We start from the raw sequence: 21113 nt of genomic DNA, 5'->3' as shown, positions 1-21113 counted from the left end.
TGTCACGCGAGGAAACAACATCAAGACCAAAGCCCAGGGACTCCCATGAACGTCATCGCGCCCATCCGGGAGGCCGCGTCCTCTCACGCGACCGAACATTTCGACGTGCTCATCGTCGGCGCCGGCATCTCCGGTGTCGGCAGCGCCTATCAGTTGACCAGGCAGATGCCCGACAAGCGCTTCGTGATCCTGGAGAGCCAGGACGGCTTCGGCGGCACCTGGCGGACGCACCGCTATCCCGGCATCCGCTCCGACAGCGACCTGCACACGTTTGGATACAGCTTCAAGCCGTGGGTCGGGCCGCCGATCGCGACCGCGGAAGAAATCCTCAGCTACATGGGCGAGGTGATTGAAGAGAACGATCTCGGCCGCCACATCCGCTACGGCCACCGCATCGTGTCGGCCAGCTGGTCGAGCGCGACCAATCTCTGGACGGTCCAAGCCGTGAAGGGCAGGGATCAGCAGCCCGTCACCTTCACCACGAATTTCCTCTGGATGTGCCAGGGCTACTACCGCCACTCCAAGGGCTACACGCCGGAGTGGCCGGACATGGCGAAATTCAAGGGCCGCATCGTGCATCCGCAACTCTGGCCTGAGGATCTCGATCTCACCGGCAAGCAGGTCGTGGTCATCGGCTCCGGTGCGACGGCCGCGACCATCCTGCCGTCGATCGCCGGAAAATGCGCGCATGTGACGATGCTGCAGCGCTCGCCGACCTACTTCCGCATCGGCCGCAACGCGATCGAGCTGGCCGAGGAGTTGCGTCGGCTTGATGTCAAGGAGGAGTGGATCCACGAGATCGTCAGGCGCAAGATCCTGTTCGAGCAGGATTGGTTCACCAAGCGCTGCTTGACGGAGCCCGAGCAGGTCAAGAAGGAGCTGATCGGCCAGATCAGCGCCATCATCGGCCCCGAACAGGCGGCCAAGCATTTCACCCCGAGCTATCGCCCGTGGCGACAGCGCATCGCGTTCGTGCCGGATGCCGATCTGTTCGAGGGCATCAAGAGTGGCAAAGCCTCCGTCGTCACCGACGAGATCGAACGCTTCACCGAAGGCGGCATCAAGCTGAAGTCCGGCGACGAGCTCAAGGCCGACATCATCATCACTGCCACCGGCTTTGATCTTTGCGTGCTCGGCGACATTGCATTCTCGATCGACGGCAAGCCGCTCGACTTTGCCGACACCGTGACCTATCGCGGCATGATGTTCACGGGTGTGCCGAACCTCGCCTGGGTGTTCGGCTATTTCCGCGCCAGCTGGACGTTGCGCACCGATCTGGTCGCGGATTTCGTGTGCCGCCTGCTCGCGCACATGAAGGAGAAGGGCGTGAGCAAGGTCGTGCCGGCGCTGCGCCCGGAGGATCACAACATGCCGCTGCTGCCATGGATCGACCCGGAGAACTTCAATCCCGGCTATATGATGCGCAACATGCATCTGCTGCCCAAGCGCGGCGACAAGCCGGAGTGGCAGCACAGCCAGGACTATTGGAGCGAGAAGGACCAGATTCCGGCGATCGATCTGGATGATCCGGCGTTCGTATATGGGTGAGCGCCGAGGGGTGGAGTACTCGCTGTCGCTCTAACCTCGGTGTCATCCCCGCGAACGCGGGGATCCATAACCACAGCCGGATATGTGAGGCACGACGCCAGCTTACATCCTGCCCCAAGCGAGATCACGCGGTATGGGTCCCGGGTCGGCGCCCGTTGACGCTGTGCGTCAGCGGGCTTGCCCGGGACGACAGCGAGTTTCAGAGCGCGCTTCTGAGTGCGCCGCCCGTCTCATCCCTCCCGCCGCGTCACCCCCGTCGCGATCGCCGCGGCGGCGGTTCGGTTCTCGACGCCGAGCTTGGCGTAGATCTGCTCGAGGTGCTTGTCGACGGTCCGCGGGCTCAGTCCCAGGATCTGTGCGATGTCGCGGTTGGTCTTGCCCTTGGAGAGCCATGACAGCACTTCGCCCTCGCGCGTCGTGAGACCGAACTCGCTGGAGAATTCCTTTGGCAACTCACCGGAGGACTCCTTGGCGAGCCGCAGCAGGAACTCGTTGGGCCCGGCTCCGCCCATGTAATAGAGGCGCAATTCGGGATGATCGGGGATCGAAGCGGCGGCCTTCCCGCCGCCGTTCTGCGCCTGATCCAGCCAGAGCCGCAGCGCTTCGGGCAGAACGAGCTCGTCGGCGGTGCCGAAACTGTCCGACAGCAGCTTCTGGGCCTGCGGCGTTGCCCACATCAGCCGTCCCTCGCGGTTGACGGCCAGCAGGAAGCGGCCGGAGACGTCGAGCGCGGCGCGGGCGCTCTGCGTCATCCGGGCGTTGGCGAGATGCACGCGGATGCGCGCCAGCATCTCCGAGACGGCGATCGGCTTGGTGACGTAGTCGACGCCGCCAGCCTCCAGTCCCTTCACGATATGCTCGGTATCGGCGAGCCCGGTCATGAAGATGACGGGGACGTTGGAGAGACCTGTCTCGCGCTTGAGCTTGCGGCAGGTCTCAAAGCCGTCCATGCCGGGCATGACCGCGTCGAGCAGGATGATGTCCGGCGTGATCTGGTCGATGATGCGCATGGCCGCGGCGCCATCGAGTGCGACCATGACCGTCATGCCGGCACCATCCAGCGCGTCGGTGAGCAGCCGAAGCGTCTCCGGCGAGTCGTCCACCACCAGCGCGACGTCGCGCTTCCGACTGTCAGTGCTCATAGGCATGCAAGGTCTTCAGAGTGGCCATGTACTGATCGAGATCGAAGCGGTCGATAAGCGTGCGCATCTGGGCGACGAAGTCGGCATGCTCCGGATGCGCGTTGCTGATGTCGTCGAGCTTGAGCTGAATGGCCCTGATATAGCCAATCTGGCCGAGGCTCATCAGCTCCTCGACATAGTTGAGCGGGGGCCGGGACCCGGTGTCCGGCCGCCAGCGTGGCGGCGCCACTGGGATGTCGGTCTGGTAGCTCCATTCGAGCTTCAGCAATTGACGTATCGCCTCCAGCAGCCTTGGAATGTCGATCGGCTTCATCAGGTAGCTGTCGTGGAATGGTTGCGCCAGCGGCCGGCCATGAGCTTCGAGCGCGCTCGCAGATGTCATCAGGATCCGGGCCTGATGATGACCGCTGTTGCGCAAGGTCTCGGCCACCGTCCAGCCGTCCATGCCGGGCATCGAGATGTCCAGAATGAACAGATCCGGCTGGCAGTGCTGTGCGAGCGCGAGGCAGGCGGGACCGTCGGGCGCGCTCAGCAGGATGAAGCCGAGCGGCGTCAGCACCTCGCGCAGGAGGTCGCGATGGACGGGATCGTCGTCGGTGATCAGGATCGTCCTGCGCGGTCCGAGATAGCCGGCGACCGGCGCCTTCACCGGCGCATGCCGCGTCGGGTTGGTGACCTCGGACAGGAGGATCTTGACCTTGAAGGTGCTGCCGGTGCCGACCCTGCTCTCGACCTTGATGTCGCCGCCCATCACCCCGGCGAGCAGGCGGCTGATCGTCAGGCCCAGTCCCGTGCCGGTCTGCGGTTGAGCGGCCCCGAGCGCGCCGCGCTCGAACGGCGCAAAGATGCGCTCGAGGTCGTCGGGCTGGATGCCGGGCCCGGTATCAATCACCTCGAACTCCGCGACCGGACTGCGATAATGCACGACGAACTGGACGCTGCCTTCCGCGGTGAATTTGATCGCATTCGACAGCAGGTTGATCAGGATCTGGCGCAGCCGTTTCTCGTCGGCGTAGACGACCAGCGGCAGCACCGCCGGCCGCTTGAACACGAAGTCGACGCCCTTGGCGGCGGCTTGCAATCGGAACATGCCCACAAGCTGGTCGAGGAATTCGCTGAGACGGACCTCGTCGCGCGACAGATACAGCCGCCCGGCTTCGATCTTGGAGATATCGAGGATGCCGTCGATCAGGCCGGACAGATGATCGGCGCTGCGGCGGACGACGCGGACCTGGTCCCGCGGCTTTGGTGCGAGGCTCGTGTCCTGCTCGAGCAGTTGCGCATAGCCGGAGATCGCGTTCAGCGGCGAGCGCAGCTCGTGGCTGAGGCCGACGACATAGCGGCTCTTGGCGAGGTTGGCGGACTCCGCAACCTCCTTGGCGCGCTGCAGCTCGGCGTCGGTGCGCTTGTGCGCCTCGATCTCCTGAATCAACAGCTGCGTCTGCCGGCGTGTCTCGGCCTCGGCGGCGCGACGGCTCTGCTGCGCCAGCACGAACAGCCAGGTCACGACGCCGATGATGATGGAGAGAGCGAAGAACACCTTCCACAGCACGTCGGAGATGATGCCCTTGAATCCTGGCAGCGCCGCCGAGGTCTCCAGATAGATCATGCCGAGCGTCAGCGCGACGAGTCCGGCCGATGTCAGAAATACACCGACATAGTGACCGAGCTGCGAGTTGATCTTGGCGAGCACCGACCCCGGCAGCATGCCGCCAAGCGCCGCGGCGACCTGGGCTTGCGCCCGCGCGTGCGGTTTGCACAGATCGTGACAGCGAGCGTCGAGCGAGCAGCACAGCGAGCAGATCGGGCCGGCATAGGCCGGGCAGGAGGCGGTGTCCTCCGGCTCGAAATGATGCTCACAGATGCAGCATTGGATCTGCTCGATGTTCTGCCAGCTCCGCTTCGGCTTGCGCGCCAGATAGTACTTTCCGTCGGTCAGATAGGCGATCGCGGGCGCCGTGACGAGCGCGACGCCGAGCGCGACGAAAGTCGACAGCGCCTTTCCGGTCGGACCGAACAGGCCATAGAAGGCGCAGATCGAGACGATCGTGGCGATCGTCATCGCGCCGACGCCGACCGGATTGATGTCGTAGAGATGGGCGCGCTTGAACTCCATCTGCGGTGGGCGCAGGCCCAGCGGCTTGTTGATCACGAGGTCCGCGACCAGCGCGCCGACCCAGGAGATGGCGATGTTGGAGTACAGCGCCAGCGTCTGCTCCAGCGCCTTGTAGACGCCGATCTCCATCAGCAGCAGCGCGACAACGACGTTGAAGACGAGCCACACGACGCGTCCCGGGTGACTGTGGGTCAGGCGGGAGAAGAAGTTCGACCAGGCGATCGAGCCGGCATAGGCATTGGTGACGTTGATCTTGATCTGGGACACGATCACGAAGGTACCTGTCAGCGCAAGCGCCAGGTCCGGCCGGGCCAGCACGTAGCGGAACGCCTCGAGATACATGTGTGCCGGTTCGGCGGCGCGGTCGGCCGAGACTCCATGGCTGAGCGCGAAGTAGGCCAGGAACGAGCCCGCCAGCAGCTTCAGCGCACCGAGCACGATCCAGCCGGGGCCTGCGGATAACAGCGCAATCCACCATGACCGTTTCGACGTGCGGCGATCGCGCGGCAGAAAGCGCAGGAAGTCGACCTGCTCGCCGATCTGGGCGACCAGCGAGAACACGACCGCCGCCGCGGTCCCGAACAGCGCCAGATCGAGATGGCCCATGGGATCGCCATGCTCGCCGGGAAACTGCAGCCAATCGGCGAAGGAGTGCGGGCTCGCATAGGCGATTGCGGCAAAGGGCAGGACGTGCAGCACGACCCACAGCGGCTGCGTCCACAGTTGGAAGCGGCTGATCAGCGTGATGCCGTAGGTCACGAGCGGGATGATGACGACGGCGCTGATGAGATAGCCGACCGGGCGCGGAATGCCGAAGCACATCTCGAGGGCGGAGGCGAGGATCACCGCCTCGATGGCGAAGAAGATGAAGGTGAAGGAGGCGTAGATCAGCGAGGTGATGGTGGAGCCGATGTAGCCGAAGCCGGCGCCACGCGTCAGCAGGTCGATGTCGATGCCGCATTTCGCTGCATGATAGGCGATCGGCAGGCCGCAGCAGAAGATGATCACGCTGGCGACCAGGATGGCGGCGGTCGCATTGGTCACGCCGTAGTTCAAGGTGATTGTGCCGCCGATGGCCTCCAGCGCCAGGAACGAGATTGCGCCCAGCGCGGTGTTGGCGACGCGGGCGGCCGACCAGCGCCGCGCGCTCTTGGCCGTGAAGCGGAGCGCATAGTCCTCCAACGTCTGGTTGGCGACCCACTGGTTGTACTGGCGCCTGACGCGGTCGATCCGCTGCCGCCCTGCCACTTTCGAACTCCTCACCCGCGGGCGCTTGTCCGCAACTCGCCTGCCCCTCGCAAGACCTACGCAGAGCCTACGTCGCGCTTTTGCGGTGCAGTATACGCAATCTTGCGTATCCGTGCGTTGCACAAACCGCGCCATCCTTCGTCTGACCCAACGCGTGTCCTCGAACCAATGAATGGGGTGCTCATGTCAGACGAAACCAAAAAGGGCCTGAAGTCGCCGCTTCGGCGCCAATTGCTGATGGGAATGGCCGCAATCCCGGCGCTGGCCATGATGCCGCGGCCGTCCTTTGGCGCCGGTCCCGCAACCTCCGCTGTCAACACCACCGGACTTGCAGTCACCGATAGCGAAGTGACGGTCGGCATCCTGCATTCGGTCACCGGCACGATGGCGATCTCCGAGACCGGGTCGGTGCAGGCCGAGAAGCTCGCGATCGAGCAGATCAATGCCGCCGGCGGCGTGCTCGGCCGCAAGATCAAGTACATCCAGGAGGACGGCGCCTCGGATTGGCCGACCTTCGCGGAGAAGGCCAAGAAGCTCCTGGTCAACGACAAGTGCGCCGCCGTGATGGGCTGCTGGACCTCGGCCTCGCGCAAGGCGGTGCTGCCGGTGTTCGAGCAGTACAACGGCATGCTGTACTACCCGACCTTCTACGAAGGCCTCGAGCAGTCCAAGAACGTCATCTACACCGGCCAGGAAGCCACCCAGCAGATCATCGCCGGCCTCGACTGGGTCAACAAGACCAAGGGTGCGAAGACCTTCTATCTGCTCGGCTCCGACTACATCTGGCCGCGCACCTCGAACAAGATCGCCCGCAAGCACATCGAGGGCCATCTGCAGGGCTGCAAGGTCGTCGGCGAGGAATACTTCCCGCTCGGCCACACCCAGTTCAACTCGGTCATCAACAAGATCAAGCTGACCAAGCCGGACGTGATCTACGCGATCATCGTCGGCGGCTCCAACGTCGCGTTCTACAAGCAGCTCAAGGCGGCCGGCATCGACATGTCGAAGCAGACGCTGCTCACCATCTCCGTGACCGAGGACGAGATCGACGGCATCGGCGGCGAGAACATCGCGGGCGCCTATGCCTGCATGAAGTACTTCCAGTCGCTCGACAACCCCAACAACAAGGCCTTCGTCGCCGATTTCAAGAAGATGTGGGGTGAGAAGACCGTGATCGGCGACGTGACGCAAGCCGCCTATCTCGGTCCGTGGCTGTGGAAGCTGACCGTCGAGAAGGCCGGCAGCTTCGACATCGACAAGGTCGCCGCCGCCTCGCCCGGCATCGAGTTCAAGGGCGCGCCGGAAGGCTATGTCCGGATCCATGAGAACCACCATCTCTGGTCCAAGACCCGCGTCGGCCGCGCCAAGGCGGACGGTCAGTACGAGCTGATCTACGAGACCGCCGACCTGGTCGAGCCCGATCCGTTCCCGAAGGGCTATCAGTAAGTCGGGGTCACGCTTCGTCGCCATGTGTCGATGGCAAATCCGTCGCCGCACGATAGATGCGCTCCCTCCCCCCTGGTGGGGGAGGGGTGGGGAGGGGGTACCCCACCCACAGCGCGGCGTGGAGGCCCCCTCCCTAGCCCTCCCCCACAAGGGGGGAGGGAACGACCTCATCTGCGGCCGCCAATCCGCTAACCAGTGCGCATCCGAAGACAGTACGCACTGAACGAGCATCACGCATCACAAGAGGACGGATCATGTTCGGTGACTATTCCATCGGCGACCTCGGGGCTATCTTCGCGATGCAGGGGTTCGCAGGCCTCATCCTGTTTTCGGTCTACGTGCTGATGGCGCTGGGGCTTGCCATCATCTTCGGCCAGATGGGCGTCATCAACATGGCGCATGGCGAGTTCATGATCCTCGGCGCCTACGTCACCTGGATGACCTCGAACGCCTTCCAGCATTTCCTGCCGTCGTTGTTTCCGGGCTACTTCTTCGTCGCGATGATGCTGGCCTTCATCGCCTCCGGAGCGCTCGGCATGCTGGTCGAGTGGGCGATGATTCGCCGGCTCTACAAGCGGCCGCTCGATACGCTGCTCGCGACCTGGGGCCTCAGCCTGATCCTGCAGCAGGCCTATCGCTCGGTGTTTGGCGCGCGCGAGGTCGGCGTCGAACTGCCTGAGTGGATGATGGGCTCCTGGCAGGCGACTGACGCGATCCAGATTCCGATCAACGGCATGTTCGTGATGTGCCTGACCATTCTGATCACGATCGTGGTCGCCTATGTCCTCTTCCTGTCGCGCTGGGGCAAGCAGGTCCGCGCCGTCGTGCAGAACCGCGTGATGGCCGGCGCCGTCGGCATCAACACCGAGAAGGTCGACCGCTACACCTTCGGTCTCGGCTGCGGCATCGCCGGTGTCGCCGGCTCCGCCTTCACGATGATCGGCTCGACCGGCCCGACCGCCGGCCAACTCTACATCGTCGACACCTTCCTGGTCGTCGTGTTCGGCGGCGCCGCCAGCCTGATCGGCACCATCGCCTCTGCCTTCACCATCTCCCAGGCGCAGTCGACGATGGAGTTCTTCATGTCCGGCTCGATGGCCAAGGTGCTCACTCTGCTGGCGATCGTCGCCATCCTGATGCTGCGGCCGCAGGGCCTGTTCGCCCTCAAGGTCCGCAAATAGCCGGAACGCGCAGGAATCGGGAATCAGAAAGCACCGTCATGATCATCAATACGCGCTTCTTCAATCGCTCCGAGCTCATCGGCTTCGTCTCTCTGCTGCTTCTGCTCGTGGTCATCCTGCCGCTGGCGGTCGACATCTTCCGCCTCAACCTGGTCGCGAAGTACCTGACGTACTCCTTCGTCGCCATCGGCCTGGTGCTGTGCTGGGGCTATGGCGGCATTCTGAGCCTGGGGCAGGGTGTGTTCTTCGGCCTCGGCGGCTACTGCATGGCAATGTTCCTCAAGCTTGAGGCCTCCAGCGTCGCCAACACCAAGATCCAGTCGACCCCTGGCATTCCCGACTTCATGGACTGGAATCAGCTGACGCAGCTGCCGTTCTTCTGGAAGCCGTTCCAGAGCTTCCCGTTCGCGCTCGCCGCGATCATCCTGGTGCCGGCGATCTTCGCCTTCATCATCGGCGCTGCGATGTTCAAGCGGCGTGTCGGCGGCGTCTACTTCGCCATCATCACCCAGGCGATCGCGGCCATCATGACCATCCTGATCGTGGGACAGCAGGGCTACACCGGCGGCATCAACGGCATCACCGACCTGCGCACCCTGCACGGCTGGGACATCCGCACCGATCACGCCAAATACATCCTCTACTTCGTCGAGGTGTTCTTCCTGTTCGCCGCCATCCTGGTCGCGCAGTTCATCCGTCTCACCAAGCTCGGCCGCATCCTGGTGGCGATGCGGGAGCAGGAGGACCGGGTCCGCTTCTCCGGCTACAGCGTCGCCAATTTCAAGATCTTCGCCTTCTGCGCCGCGGCGGTATTCGCCGCGGTCGGCGGCGCGCTGTTCACGCTCGAGGTCGGCTTCATGTCGCCGTCCTTCGTCGGCATCGTGCCGTCGATCGAGATGGTGATCTACACGGCGGTCGGCGGCCGGCTCTCGATCTTCGGCGCGGTCTATGGCTCGCTCCTCGTCAACTTCGCCAAGACCAGCCTGTCGGAGACCTTCCCGCAGCTCTGGCTGTTCGGCTTGGGTGCCTTGTTCATCGCCGTGGTTCTCGCCTTCCCGAACGGATTGGCCGGAATCTGGGGTGACTACGTGCAGCCGCGCATCGACCGGCTGCTGGCGTCCCGCAGCAAGAAGCCCGGCAATGGCGGCCTGGTCGCCAACGGCGCCCCCGCAGAGTGAGGAGACAGCGATGCTCATCGGTCATCAGCCCAAGGAATTCCTGCTCGCGGTCGAAGCCCTCACCGTCTCGTTCGACGGCTTCAAGGCGGTCAACGATCTCTCCTTCTACGTCGAGGAGAACGAGATCCGCGTCATCATCGGCCCGAACGGCGCCGGCAAGACCACGGTGCTCGACCTGATCTGCGGCAAAACCAAAGCGACCTCGGGCTCGATCCAGTTCCGCGGCAAGGAGCTGACCAAGCTGCGCGAGAACGAGATCGTCAAGACCGGTGTTGGCCGCAAGTTCCAGACGCCGTCGGTGTTCGAGGATCTCAGCGTGTTCGAGAATCTCGAGATATCCTTTCCGCGCGGCCGCACCGTGTTCGGCTCGCTGACCTTCCAGCGCGACGCGGTCGTCAAGGATCGCGTCGAGGAGGTCGCGGAGATGATCTTCCTGAAGGATCGTCTCAAGACCTCGGCGGCCGAGCTCAGCCACGGCCAGAAGCAGTGGCTCGAGATCGGCATGCTGCTGATCCAGAACCCGGACCTTCTGATGCTCGACGAGCCTGTGGCCGGCATGAGCGTCAGCGAACGCGCCAAGACCGCCGAGCTGCTCAACCGCATCATCAAGGACCGCTCGGTGCTCGTGATCGAGCACGACATGAAGTTCGTCGAGGACATCGCCCACAAGGTCACCGTGCTGCATCAGGGGCAGATCCTGTCCGAAGGCACGATGGACAAGGTCAAGAACGACCCCAAGGTCGTCGAAGTCTATCTGGGGCACTGAGCGATGATCGCGATCTTGTTTGCTCCGAGTGACGCTGCGTTCCCCTCCCCCTTGTGGGGAGGGGCTAGGGGAGGGGGCCCACGGCGGCAGTATCGCTTGGGACTACCCCCCTCTCCAACTCTCCCCCACAAGGGGGGAGGGAGCGCGCTGCCGATGTTGCTGCAGCCTCGTCCCAATTCATCACTTTGCAGGAGCCATTGATGCTCGCAATCTCCGATCTCCATGTCGCCTATGGCCAGAGCGAGGTGCTGCATGGCCTGAACGTCAAGGTCGCGCCCAATGAGATCGTTGCGATCATGGGGCGCAACGGCATGGGCAAGACCACGCTGATGAAGTCGCTGATGGGCATCCTGCCGTCCAAGAGCGGCTCCATCGACATGAACGGCACCGAGCTGTCGGGCCTGAAGAGCTACGAGCGCGTCGCCAAGGGTCTCGCCTACGTGCCGCAGGGCCGCATGATCTTCTCGACGATGACGGTCAAGGAGAATATCGAGACCGGCCTCGTCGTCTCCGGCGAGTCCGAGGTGCCCGGCGACATCTACGAGCTGTTTCCAGTGCTGCTCGAGATGAAGGGCCGACGCGGCGGCAATCTCTCCGGCGGCCAGCAGCAGCAGCTCGCGATCGCCCGCGCGCTCGCCACCAAGCCGAAGGTGCTGCTGCTCGATGAGCCGACCGAGGGCATCCAGCCGTCGATCATCAAGGAGATGGCGCGCACCCTGAAGCGCATCCGCGACGAGAAAGGGCTGTCCATCGTTGTCTCCGAGCAGGTGCTGAGCTTCGCGCTCGACATCGCCGACCGCGTGCTGGTGATCGAGAACGGCGAGATCGTCCGCGACGATCCGCGCGAGTCCGTCGATGCCGCGCAGGTCTCGAAATATCTGTCCGTCTAACCACTCCGTCCAAGCAAAGGTAAAGGGGAGCTCTTGATGCCTGACACACTGATCAAGGTCGATCTGACCAAGTCGGCCTACGAGAACGACAAGGTGCACAACCGCTGGCACCCGGACATTCCGATGGTGGAGTGGGTCAATCCCGGCGACGACTTCATCATCGAGACCTATGACTGGACCGGCGGCTTCATCAAGAACAACGACTCGGCCGACGACGTGCGCGACATCGACCTGTCGATCGTGCACTTCCTCTCGGGCCCGATCGGCGTCAAGGGCGCCGAGCCAGGCGACCTCCTGGTCGTCGACCTGCTCGACGTCGGTCCGCTGAAGGAGAGCCTGTGGGGCTTCAACGGCTTCTTCTCCAAGCAGAATGGCGGCGGCTTCCTGACCGATCACTTCCCGCTGGCGCAGAAGTCGATCTGGGACATCAAGGGCCTCTACACCTCGTCGCGTCACGTCCCCGGCGTGAATTTCGCCGGCCTGATCCATCCCGGCCTGATCGGCTGTCTGCCCGATCCGAAGCTGCTGGCGACCTGGAACGAGCGTGAGACGGCGTTGATCGCGACCAACCCGACCCGCGTGCCGGGCCTCGCCAATCCGCCGTTCGCACCGACCGCGCATGCCGGCCAGGCCAAGGGCGACGTCAAGGCCAAGATCGGCGCCGAGGGCGCCCGCACCGTGCCGCCGCGCGAGCATGGCGGCAATTGCGACATCAAGGATTTGTCGCGCGGCTCGAAGATCTACTTCCCGGTCTACGTGCCCGGTGGCGGCCTCTCGATGGGCGATCTGCACTTCAGCCAGGGCGACGGCGAGATCACCTTCTGCGGCGCCATCGAGATGGCGGGCTGGCTGCACATCAAGGTCGACGTCATCAAGGACGGCGTCGCGAAGTACGGCATCAAGAACCCGATCTTCAAGCCGTCGCCGATCACGCCGAACTATCGTGACTACCTGATCTTCGAGGGCATCTCGGTCGACGAGGCCGGCAAGCAGCACTATCTCGACGTCCACATCGCCTATCGGCAGGCCTGTCTCAACGCGATCGAGTACCTGAAGAAGTTCGGCTACTCCGGCGCCCAGGCCTATTCGATCCTCGGCACCGCGCCGGTGCAGGGTCACATCTCCGGCGTGGTCGACGTGCCCAATGCCTGCGCGACCTTGTGGCTGCCGACCGAGATCTTCGACTTCGACGTGATGCCGTCGGCGGCAGGCCCGATCAAGCACATCACCGGCGATATCCAGATGCCGATCTCGCCGGACAAATAACCCTCTCCCTGTGCGACGGGATGCGGGACGGCCGCGTATTTGGCCGCCCCGCATCCGCCGCGCGGACGAGAGAGACGATGTTGCGCAGGAGACGAGACAATGCCGGTCTATGAATATCTCTGTGACGAATGCGGCCCCTTCACCGACATGCGCCCGATGTCGGAATGTGATGAGCCGCAGGTCTGTCCGCAATGCCAGGACATGGCGCCGCGGGTAATCCTCACCGCGCCCGCCTTCGCCTGCATGCCGGCGGAGCGGCGCACGGCGCACGCGACCAACGAGCGCAGCCGCCACGCGCCGCAGACGGTTGCCGAGTACAAGGCCAAGCATGGGCCGGCCTGCGGCTGCTGCTCGCCGAAGAAATCGCCGCGGCTGATGACCAAGACCAGGAGCGGCGCCAAGGGCTTTCCGACGGCGCGCCCCTGGATGATCAGCCACTGAACGAACGCGAGGGGCGGCGTGTCCGCCCCTCAGCGTGAGGCCGGCACCCGGCGTGGTCCCGGCGCGGGCTGGCCGCCGAACTTGACCGTCATCGCATTGGCGCCGTCGCTGATGTCGACCAGCGTCTTGCGGCTCTCGTCGATCACCTTGGCGGACTTGCGCCTGAAGCTGTCGACGAGCTCGCGCATGGACTTGATCTGATCGAACAGCTGGCCCGGATTGCCGTCCGCGAACCCGGGAATGGCGCCGTCGATCTTGGTGACCAGCGTATCGAAGCCCTTGAAGACATCCTCGGCCTTGTCGATCGCAGAGTCGAAGGCGGCGGTCTTGGCCTGCAGCGAGGCGGTCTCCGTTTCGAACGTCTGCAGCGCTTGCTTGATCGCCGGTGCGTTGCTGACGACGTATTTGTCGATGTTGTGCACCGTCTCGACCATCGTCTCCTGGTCCTTGAGGTCGGCCGTCAGCACCGGCACGCCGTCGCGATCCAGCGGCACCGGCGGAGCGGCCGGCGCGCCGCCGACTAGCGAGATCGCGGCGATGCCGGTCAGGCCCTGGAACTCGATGCCGGCGGTGGTGTCCTTGCGGATCGGCGCCGACTTGTCGAGCGTGATCATGGCAACGATCTTGCGCGGGCTTTCGAGCTTGATCGAGAGGATCTGCCCGGCCTGCACGCCGTCGAAATTCACCGGCCCGCCCTTGCGGAGGCCGGCCGCCGAACCGCCGTCGAACACCACGCGCATGGTGCTGCGCTGCTCGGCGATGCGGCGCTTCTGCTTGATCAGGACACCGCTGATCCCGGCGGCGACGGCCGCGATCGTCAGGGTTCCGACAATGAGATTGATCGCGCGCATTCCGGGTCCGTGACTGCCTCGCAATGATTTTAGCCGCTAACCCGCCGGGTGGGAAGCTCAGCGCGCGAGGCCTGGACGGGACGGGGCGGCGAGGCCCGCCAGCAGCACGGCGAGGATGCCGGTGAGGAAGACGCCATCGAACGTCCCGGCGCCCCCGATCGAGGCCACGGGCGCGCCGAGGCTGCCGATCTTGTCGAGGTTCATCAGGTCGGCGCCGACCAGCGTGCCCATCGAGCCGCCGATATAGGCCAGCGGCGCGGCATATTCGCGCGACAGCAGGAACGCCAGGATCGCGGTCACGACCACCGGCGCGAACACCGGCACGGCGATGCCGACGCCCTGCACCGGCGTCGCCATCGCGTGGATGATCACGGCGATCACCAGCACCGCGATCGCGGCGCGCAGCCAGAGCTGGTAGCGCAGCATGAGATAGGTCGACATGATCGTCGGGATCACCGCGCCGCCGACATTCACGGCGAGCAGAGTACCCGGCCATTGATGCACCAACGGCACGACATATTGCATGCCGAAAAAGTCGATGATCTCGCCAGAGCGCGCGACCTGCCCAGGCAGCATGGTGATCGGGATGTTGAAATAGCTGCCGACCAGCGAGCCGAACAGCAGCAGCATCGCGGTGCCCGAGCTGACGCCGAGCTTCATGTAGGCGTAGCGCAGGATGCCGAGCTGGATCAGGACGATCAGGACGCCGAAGGCGAGCACCAGGATCGCAAAGAATACGGGCGTGATCGGCAGATATTGGATCTGGGAATGCATGTCGAAAGCGCTTCGATGATGGACCGTGCTGCCCGCGCAGGATCATCTCACGCGGGCGACAGGGTGACAAATGGTCATTCGGCGCCTGGTTCCCAAGGGCAGCCATGGTCTCGTTCATTCTTCAGACGCGATCAGCGTGGCGTGCAGCACGTAGCGCTCCGGGCCCTGTGTCAGCGCGTCGAACGGCCAGCAGGTGGAGAGCACGAGCTCAGGGCGTTCGGTGTCCGGATCGATGCCGGACGCATCGAAACGCACGACGCTGGCCCTGTCGGCGCGATAGCGGAAGGTCTTGCCGTCGCGCCTGACGATGTCGATCTCGTCGCCGATGCTGACGTCCTTCAGGAAGCGGAAATGCGTGTCGCGATGGCCCGAGTAGACGGCGACACCCGGCTCGCCCGGCTCGGCGCTGCCCTCGACATGGCCGGCGCCGAAGGCCAATGCCTGGCCGCTCGAGCCGGCCAGCGCGATGGTGGAGACGCCGAGGCTCTTCACCTCGATGCGCGCCACCGGGACCATGTCGGCCCAGGACCACGGCTTGACCGGATGTCCCGTAGCGATGGTCTGGGAGAAGGCACGATCGAGCAGCACCTGCGCGACGATCGCCTTGGCATGGATGAGGGCGCCGTGGCCGAACAGGATGAGGCCGACAAGCGCGACTGCGAGCGGGATGACAAATCGTGGCATTCTCTCTCCTCCGTCATTGCGAGCGAAGCGAAGCAATCCAGAGTCGTTGTGCAGCCCCTGGATTGCTTCGTCGCTTCGCTCCTCGCAATGACGACATTGCTTAGTTGGCAGCCCGCCGCCTGATCGCGACGAGCCAGATCAGTTCGAGCATCAGCAGGCCCAACCCGAGCAGCATGCTGAGCTCCGCATCGGTCGCCGTCTTCGGCAGCGTGACCGTCGCAGGCGCTGCCGGCACCACCGGCCGCTTCAGCGCGGCGAGCTGGACGTCGCGGTCTGCTCCAGCGCGGCGCTCCTTCTGTGCCGCCGGCATCCGGCCACGGTCGCCGAACACCTTCTCGAAATCCCAGCCGGCCGGCAGGTTGATCGGCAGCTCGGCGAGCCTCAGCGGCTCGCCGTCGGGACGGCGCGGCGTCTTGTCGACGGCGACGAGGCTGGTCAGGCGGCTCACCAGCTGGTGCTCCAGCGCGAGCTTCAGAATGGCGCCGTCGGCTTCCTCCGGCGTCATCTGCCGCATCGTCTTCGCCACCTCGGCATCGCCGATCTTGCGCCGCGCCCACAGCTTTGAAAGGCCCTTGCCCTCGGCGGCGCCCGACAGCGGCAGCGTGATGGTCCAGGGCTGGTCGCCGATGCGGCCCTTGAGCTGCAGCGATCCGGCGAGGCGATCGATTTTGGCGGCCAGCACCAGCGGCTCGTTGCGATAGACGTCCGGCAGCACCGCGGGCGTGAGGTCGGCAGAGGCTTCGGAGAACGTCGCGCTCAGCCCAGTCACCACCGGGTTCTCCAGCTTGGCGAACAAATCGCGCATGCGGTCCTCGACCTGCTCGACCGAACCGATATGGGTGAAGGCGCCGCGGCCGAGCTCGGCGGCGCGCGTCATCAGATAGGTGTTCGGCGCCGAGCCGATGCCGACCATGAAGATGCGCGAGCGGCCGCGCATCGCGGTGATGGTCTCGAACAGCTGCTGCTCGTTGCCGATGGCACCATCGGTCAGAAACACCACCTGACGCACGCGGTCGGAGTCGCTGCCGTCGTCGGTCAGCGCCGCGCGCATCGCCGGCACCATCTCGGTGCCGCCGCGCGCGTCGAGCGCACTGACGAAGCTGGTCGCGCTGCCGACATGCTCGGCATCGGCCGGCACCGAGGCGGGAAACAGCACGGTCATGGTGTCGTCGAAGCGGATCACGTTGAAGCGGTCGCCCGGCTGCAGCCGGTTCAGCGCATAGAGCAGGCTGGCCTTGGCCTGGCGGATCGAGGTGCCGCCCATCGAGCCGGAATTGTCGATCACGAAGATCACGTCGCGCGGCTGCGGGCGCTGTGCCGACGCCGTCACCGCAGGAGGCGTGACGAAGGCAAGCAGATAGTCGGCATCGCCGACCTGCTCGTGGAACAGGCCGACCGACGGCGTCGCGGCGGCCGCCGGCTTCCAGGTCAGCTCGAAATCGCGATCGGCCGGCACCACGCCCTCGGCGAGTGTCACGACACGCGTCTTCGCATCGGGGCTGTCGATCGTCACCTGGTGATGGTGGCTCTTGACCTCGCCGATGACGAAGCCTGCCTGCAGCCGCACCGTGATCCTCGTCGGATTGACCGGATCGGTCTTGGCTGGGTCGAGCACCTCCGGCGAGATGCGGTCGCGATCAGGCACGGGATCGTTGCTCGCTGCGCCCCAGCCGTTGCCGCCCGGGCGCAGATCGACGCTCTGCACGATCGGCGCCGGATTGTAGCGCGGCGCCACGACCAGCGGCACCCGCAGCGAGAACTCGCCGCCGCTCGCGGCCACCGGCTGCTGATATTCGATCTGCACCAGCACGGTCTCGCCGGGGCCGATATTGGCGAGCGAGTTGGTGAAGATGTTCGGTCGCTCCTGCTCGGTGAGCGCCGCGGTCTTGCCGTCGCGCTTGGCCTGCTCATAGATCACCTTGGCCTGTTCGCGCGGCTTGATGTCGCCGACCACGACGCGGTCGCCGACGATCATCTTCAGTGTGTCGACCGCGCTGTCGGGTGGCAGCGGATAGACATAGACCGCCTCCATCCATTGCGAGCTTGTGTTCTTGAACAGCTGCGTCACGCGCGCCCGCGCGGTCGGGCCGGAGACGACGATGTCGACGTCGACGCCGAGCCGCGGCGCCTCGGCATAGCGGCCGTCGGACTTGAACAGCAGTGCGCCGGAGCGGGCGTCGCCCGGCCTGGTCAGCGGCGCCAATGGCCCTTCGGCGGACCAGCCAGGGGTGACGCTGAGAAACAGCGCCGTGAAGCCGACCAGCAGCACGGCGGCGGCCTGGAGCAGCAGGAATAGCAGCATGGTCACGATCCATGACCGGACCGGATGGGTGCTGCTTCTGATATCGTGGTCCATTGTCTCGCTCATCATTGCCTCCGCAACGAACAAATTCGGCAGGCCGAGACTGGGCGCAGCGCGCCGGCACCGCGAGCGGAATGGTCGGTCTTGTTCGGCCGCCGCCCGCCCGCGCATGTCCTGTCGTGGTCGAGAGCGCGGCTGATCTGTCCGGGTTTGTGCTGATTTGTCCGTCTGCTAGAAGAGGTGCGCATCACGCCGCAGGGGACAGGATGTCGATACCGGACAACAGCGAGCTTTCCGACGAGCAGAGCCGGCAGGTCGCCGAGACCGTCCGCGAGGAGATCGCGCGGCGCCGGATGTCGCGGCAGGCGCTGGCGGAGCAGGCCAAGCTGAGCCTCTCGACCCTCGAGAAGGCGCTCGGCGGCCGCCGCCCGTTCACGCTCGCCACCATTGTCAGGCTCGAGCAGGCGCTCGGCATGTCCCTGCGCAAGGCGCCGAGCGCACCTCTCGCCGCGCCTGCCGCGAGCGGCGGCATTGCACCCGACAGCCTCGGCTCCTATTCGCGGCGGGCTGTGGAGTGGATCGAGGGCACCTACGTCACCTTGCGCCCGTCATTCGGCGACAAGGACGCGATCTACGCCTACCGCACCGACATCGTCTGGGACGATGCCGCGTCGTCGCTGACGTTTCGCGAAGGCGCGCGGCTCGATGCGGCGTTCACGCAGTTCGGCGAGGTTGCCGTGCCAAACCAGTCCGGCTTCGTCTACCTCGTCACCAACCGCCACGGCCAGCACCGCCTGATCACGGTCTCCAGGCCGACCATCACCGGCGAGATGTACGGCATCATCACGACGCTCCTGGCGGGCCGCGGCTCGCTGCTGACCCCGATCGCCGCGCCGATCGCGCTGCTGCCGCTGCGCAATGTGGTGGAGCCGAGCTTCGGCAGACTCGGTGCTGACGATCCGCATTATGGTTTTTATCGCGAGCACCTGCGCAAGACCGTCGAGGAGCCGTTTGCGCTGTTCGTGCAGGGCGTGCCGTGAGATTTGGGCACACGACTAACCACCGTCATTGCGAGGAGCGAAGCGACGAAGCAATCCAGAGTCGTGAACTCGGCCCTGGATTGCTTCGCTTCGCTCGCAATGACGGAGTTTGTAGTTGCCGCCGTGCTTCTAGCCATGCAGCGTCGTCCCGGCGAACGCCGGGACCCATACCCCCAGGGAGCGGTTTGAGTCCGGCTGGTCATTGGCTTTTTCGCGCCACATCACCGCCGCGGAGTATGGGTCCCGGATCGGCACCGTGCCGCGCTTCGCGCGTCACGGCTTGTCCGGGACGACGGCGGTGGGGTGAGGCGGATTCACGGGATCAAACAGCGCGACGTTCAAGCAGCCGAACGTCTCAACGACAGATCGGATCGATCAGCAGACAATCGACTAAGGACGTGTCATCGCAGTCTCGCGGCGACACTCGCCCGAGGTTTCAATCAGTCCGTCCCTCTTCACGTGCAGAGGGCGCAGGGAATGCCGGGTGAAGGCCTCACCCATGGCCCGCCTGCGAAAAAAATGCAGGCGGCAGGTACCACAGGCAAAGCCGAGCACGCCGGCATTCCCTGCGCGATGGGTTGAACGCTTATACGCAGTCTCCCTGGTGCACCGGCTTGTTGGCCACCATGGCGACAATGCGCTTGCGCGCATTGCGCTGGACACCAGCTTCGGGGTGTCAGGACGCTGCGACTTCACGTCCGCAAGCGATCGTTCGTCCGCGCCTTCGTGAGAAGACGCTGCGATCTCTCGCGGCCACCGCATCCCCGCCTCGCGTGTCGTGACGATCGCGCGCAACGCCCCTCCGCAGTGAGGCGGGATGGCGAGAGAAGAACACGGATTCGGAAAAATAGCAAGAATTTTTTGGATGGCAGAATGTTGCGTCACGGGCAGTCTGCTCCCCTCCCCGCAAGGGGGAGGGGAGCCGATCGTCGGCGTAGAGAGAGGGGGGCTCAAGCGATGCGGCGCGTCGTTGGACGATTCCGAGTGAGGCGCCGCAGCGACGCTGCTATCCCCCGACATCCGCGTCGATGATGTCGCCGAACAGATCCCACTTGCCGCCCTTGAACTGCATCATCTTGAGCTGCTCGATCGGGGCGAAGTCGGTGGGGCCGGTGTTGACCTTGATGCCCGGGATCAGCGTATCCGGTGCAAAATCCTTCAGGCTGGCGGCCTGCTTCATGACGTTCTCGCGGGTGAGAGTGTCGCCGCACTGCTTCAGGGTCTGCACCATGGTCTGCGCCGCGGCATAGCCATAGGCGAGGTTGGCGTCGGAGATGTTGGCGCCGGGCATGTACTTGTTGATGAAGGCCATGAACTTCTTCATGCCCTCGTCGTCCTTCCACTGCGGATCCGACGGGTCCTTGAGATAGCCGGCGGAGAGCACGCCCTCGGAGGCTTCGAGGCCGGCCGGCTTCATCACGGCGCCGATCGAGATCGAGACGTCGGTCATCAGGTGCATCGGCTTCCACTCGAGCTCGGCGATCTTCTTGATCGCCTGGGCCGCGAATTTCGGCGTCGCGATGTTGACGAACACGTCGGCGCCGGTGCCCTTCAGCTTGACGATGTGAGCGTCGATCGACGGCTCCGAGGTCTCGTAGCTCTCCTCGGCGACGATCATGGTCTTGGCCTTGTCGCCGAGCACCTCCTTGATGCCGAGGACGTAGTCCTTGCCGAAATCGTCATTGGCGTAGAAGATCGCGATCTTCGCGTTCGGCTTTTCCTTCAAGATATACTTGGCGAAGATCCGCGCCTCGACGCGATAGCTGGGCTGGAAGCCCATCGTCCAGGGGAATTCCTTCGGGTCGTTCCACTTGCTGGCGCCGGTGGCGAGGAACAGCTGCGGCACCTTCTTGGCGTTGTGATATTTCTGCACGGCGGTCTGCGTCGGCGTGCCCAGCGCGTTGAACACCAGAAACACCTCGTCGCTCTCGATCAGCTTGCGCACCTGCTCGACCGTCTTCGGCGGGCTGTAGCCGTCGTCATAGGAGATGAAGTTGATCCGGCGACCGTTGATGCCGCCCTGGTCGTTGATCATCTTGAAATAGGCTTCCTCGGTCTTGCCGATGATGCCGTAAGCCGAGGCCGGGCCGCTATAGGCCTCGACATTGCCGATCCTGATCTCGGTGTCGGTGGCGCCGGTATCGTATTTCTTTTGCGCAAGGGCGCTCTGGCTCGCCAGTACGGAAAAGGCGGCCGCGGCCGCGAATGAGAGCAGTGTCCTGGTCGTCATCGGCAACATT

General features: G+C 64.7%; 16 protein-coding genes. 9 read left to right on the top strand and 7 right to left on the bottom strand.

All coding sequences use genetic code 11. The features are described from left to right. The first annotated feature begins 45 nt into the window (after positions 1-45). Positions 46-1548, top strand: a complete 1503-nt coding sequence (locus QW845_RS11510; RefSeq protein WP_315801688.1) for an NAD(P)/FAD-dependent oxidoreductase — start codon at positions 46-48, stop codon at positions 1546-1548. Between the two features lie 230 nt (positions 1549-1778). Here QW845_RS11510 and QW845_RS11505 read toward each other — a convergent pair whose 3' ends face one another. Beyond that, entirely contained in the window at positions 1779-2690 is a 912-nt protein-coding gene (locus tag QW845_RS11505) for a response regulator transcription factor (protein ID WP_315801777.1), read from the bottom strand. Next, positions 2680-6054 (bottom strand): ATP-binding protein, encoded by a 3375-nt coding sequence (locus QW845_RS11500; RefSeq protein ID WP_315801687.1) that lies wholly within the window; start codon positions 6052-6054, stop codon positions 2680-2682. Before QW845_RS11500 ends, QW845_RS11505 begins: the two co-directional genes overlap by 11 nt. A gap of 183 nt (positions 6055-6237) precedes the next feature. On the opposite strand from QW845_RS11500, the gene urtA reads away from it, so the two are divergent. From urtA to QW845_RS11465, 7 genes are all read left to right on the top strand, one after another. After that, positions 6238-7500: an urea ABC transporter substrate-binding protein gene (gene urtA, locus QW845_RS11495; RefSeq protein ID WP_315801686.1), complete on the top strand. Its 1263-nt coding sequence runs from the start codon at positions 6238-6240 to the stop codon at positions 7498-7500. 254 nt (positions 7501-7754) lie between these two features. After that, positions 7755-8681, top strand: a complete 927-nt coding sequence (urtB, locus tag QW845_RS11490) for an urea ABC transporter permease subunit UrtB (RefSeq protein ID WP_315801685.1) — start codon at positions 7755-7757, stop codon at positions 8679-8681. Positions 8682-8719: 38 nt separating this feature from the next. Beyond that, positions 8720-9859, top strand: a complete 1140-nt coding sequence (gene urtC / locus QW845_RS11485) for an urea ABC transporter permease subunit UrtC (protein ID WP_315801684.1) — start codon at positions 8720-8722, stop codon at positions 9857-9859. A gap of 10 nt (positions 9860-9869) precedes the next feature. After that, positions 9870-10625, top strand: a complete 756-nt coding sequence (urtD, locus tag QW845_RS11480; RefSeq protein WP_315801683.1) for an urea ABC transporter ATP-binding protein UrtD — start codon at positions 9870-9872, stop codon at positions 10623-10625. A gap of 200 nt (positions 10626-10825) precedes the next feature. Further along, positions 10826-11515 (top strand): urea ABC transporter ATP-binding subunit UrtE, encoded by a 690-nt coding sequence (gene urtE, locus QW845_RS11475; protein ID WP_315801682.1) that lies wholly within the window; start codon positions 10826-10828, stop codon positions 11513-11515. Positions 11516-11551: 36 nt separating this feature from the next. Beyond that, positions 11552-12781: a formamidase gene (gene fmdA / locus QW845_RS11470; RefSeq protein ID WP_035648524.1), complete on the top strand. Its 1230-nt coding sequence runs from the start codon at positions 11552-11554 to the stop codon at positions 12779-12781. 99 nt (positions 12782-12880) lie between these two features. Beyond that, positions 12881-13222 (top strand): zinc ribbon domain-containing protein, encoded by a 342-nt coding sequence (locus QW845_RS11465; RefSeq protein WP_315801681.1) that lies wholly within the window; start codon positions 12881-12883, stop codon positions 13220-13222. 29 nt (positions 13223-13251) lie between these two features. Here QW845_RS11465 and QW845_RS11460 read toward each other — a convergent pair whose 3' ends face one another. From QW845_RS11460 to QW845_RS11445, 4 genes are all read right to left on the bottom strand, one after another. Continuing rightward, entirely contained in the window at positions 13252-14073 is an 822-nt protein-coding gene (locus tag QW845_RS11460; RefSeq protein WP_315801680.1) for an MlaD family protein, read from the bottom strand. 57 nt (positions 14074-14130) lie between these two features. Beyond that, entirely contained in the window at positions 14131-14847 is a 717-nt protein-coding gene (locus QW845_RS11455) for a DUF1614 domain-containing protein (protein WP_315801679.1), read from the bottom strand. 114 nt (positions 14848-14961) lie between these two features. Further along, entirely contained in the window at positions 14962-15531 is a 570-nt protein-coding gene (locus tag QW845_RS11450; RefSeq protein ID WP_315801678.1) for a class GN sortase, read from the bottom strand. Positions 15532-15631: 100 nt separating this feature from the next. Beyond that, positions 15632-17899: a marine proteobacterial sortase target protein gene (locus QW845_RS11445; RefSeq protein ID WP_315801677.1), complete on the bottom strand. Its 2268-nt coding sequence runs from the start codon at positions 17897-17899 to the stop codon at positions 15632-15634. Between the two features lie 200 nt (positions 17900-18099). Between QW845_RS11445 and QW845_RS11440 the strand changes: the two genes are divergently transcribed. Next, positions 18100-18873 carry a helix-turn-helix transcriptional regulator gene (locus tag QW845_RS11440; protein ID WP_315801676.1) on the top strand — a complete coding sequence of 258 codons (774 nt, stop codon included), beginning with the start codon at positions 18100-18102 and terminating at the stop codon, positions 18871-18873. A gap of 1006 nt (positions 18874-19879) precedes the next feature. Here the strand turns inward: QW845_RS11440 and QW845_RS11435 are convergent. Then, positions 19880-21112 (bottom strand): ABC transporter substrate-binding protein, encoded by a 1233-nt coding sequence (locus tag QW845_RS11435; protein WP_315801675.1) that lies wholly within the window; start codon positions 21110-21112, stop codon positions 19880-19882. Between the last annotated feature and the right edge of the window lies 1 nt (position 21113).

It is taken from the genome of Bradyrhizobium sp. SZCCHNS3002, assembly GCF_032377435.1.
Lineage (GTDB): Bacteria > Pseudomonadota > Alphaproteobacteria > Rhizobiales > Xanthobacteraceae > Bradyrhizobium.
This window is presented reverse-complemented; position numbering and strand designations above follow the sequence as displayed.

Coding starts and splice junctions, on each gene's coding strand:
- QW845_RS11510 (WP_315801688.1), top strand. CDS start 46: ATGAACGTCATCGCGCCCATCCGGGAGGCCGCGTCCTCTCACGCGACC.
- QW845_RS11505 (WP_315801777.1), bottom strand. CDS start 2,690: ATGAGCACTGACAGTCGGAAGCGCGACGTCGCGCTGGTGGTGGACGAC.
- urtA (WP_315801686.1), top strand. CDS start 6,238: ATGTCAGACGAAACCAAAAAGGGCCTGAAGTCGCCGCTTCGGCGCCAA.
- urtB (WP_315801685.1), top strand. CDS start 7,755: ATGTTCGGTGACTATTCCATCGGCGACCTCGGGGCTATCTTCGCGATG.
- urtC (WP_315801684.1), top strand. CDS start 8,720: ATGATCATCAATACGCGCTTCTTCAATCGCTCCGAGCTCATCGGCTTC.
- urtD (WP_315801683.1), top strand. CDS start 9,870: ATGCTCATCGGTCATCAGCCCAAGGAATTCCTGCTCGCGGTCGAAGCC.
- urtE (WP_315801682.1), top strand. CDS start 10,826: ATGCTCGCAATCTCCGATCTCCATGTCGCCTATGGCCAGAGCGAGGTG.
- fmdA (WP_035648524.1), top strand. CDS start 11,552: ATGCCTGACACACTGATCAAGGTCGATCTGACCAAGTCGGCCTACGAG.
- QW845_RS11465 (WP_315801681.1), top strand. CDS start 12,881: ATGCCGGTCTATGAATATCTCTGTGACGAATGCGGCCCCTTCACCGAC.
- QW845_RS11460 (WP_315801680.1), bottom strand. CDS start 14,073: ATGCGCGCGATCAATCTCATTGTCGGAACCCTGACGATCGCGGCCGTC.
- QW845_RS11455 (WP_315801679.1), bottom strand. CDS start 14,847: ATGCATTCCCAGATCCAATATCTGCCGATCACGCCCGTATTCTTTGCG.
- QW845_RS11450 (WP_315801678.1), bottom strand. CDS start 15,531: ATGCCACGATTTGTCATCCCGCTCGCAGTCGCGCTTGTCGGCCTCATC.
- QW845_RS11445 (WP_315801677.1), bottom strand. CDS start 17,899: ATGAGCGAGACAATGGACCACGATATCAGAAGCAGCACCCATCCGGTC.
- QW845_RS11440 (WP_315801676.1), top strand. CDS start 18,100: ATGTCGATACCGGACAACAGCGAGCTTTCCGACGAGCAGAGCCGGCAG.
- QW845_RS11435 (WP_315801675.1), bottom strand. CDS start 21,112: ATGTTGCCGATGACGACCAGGACACTGCTCTCATTCGCGGCCGCGGCC.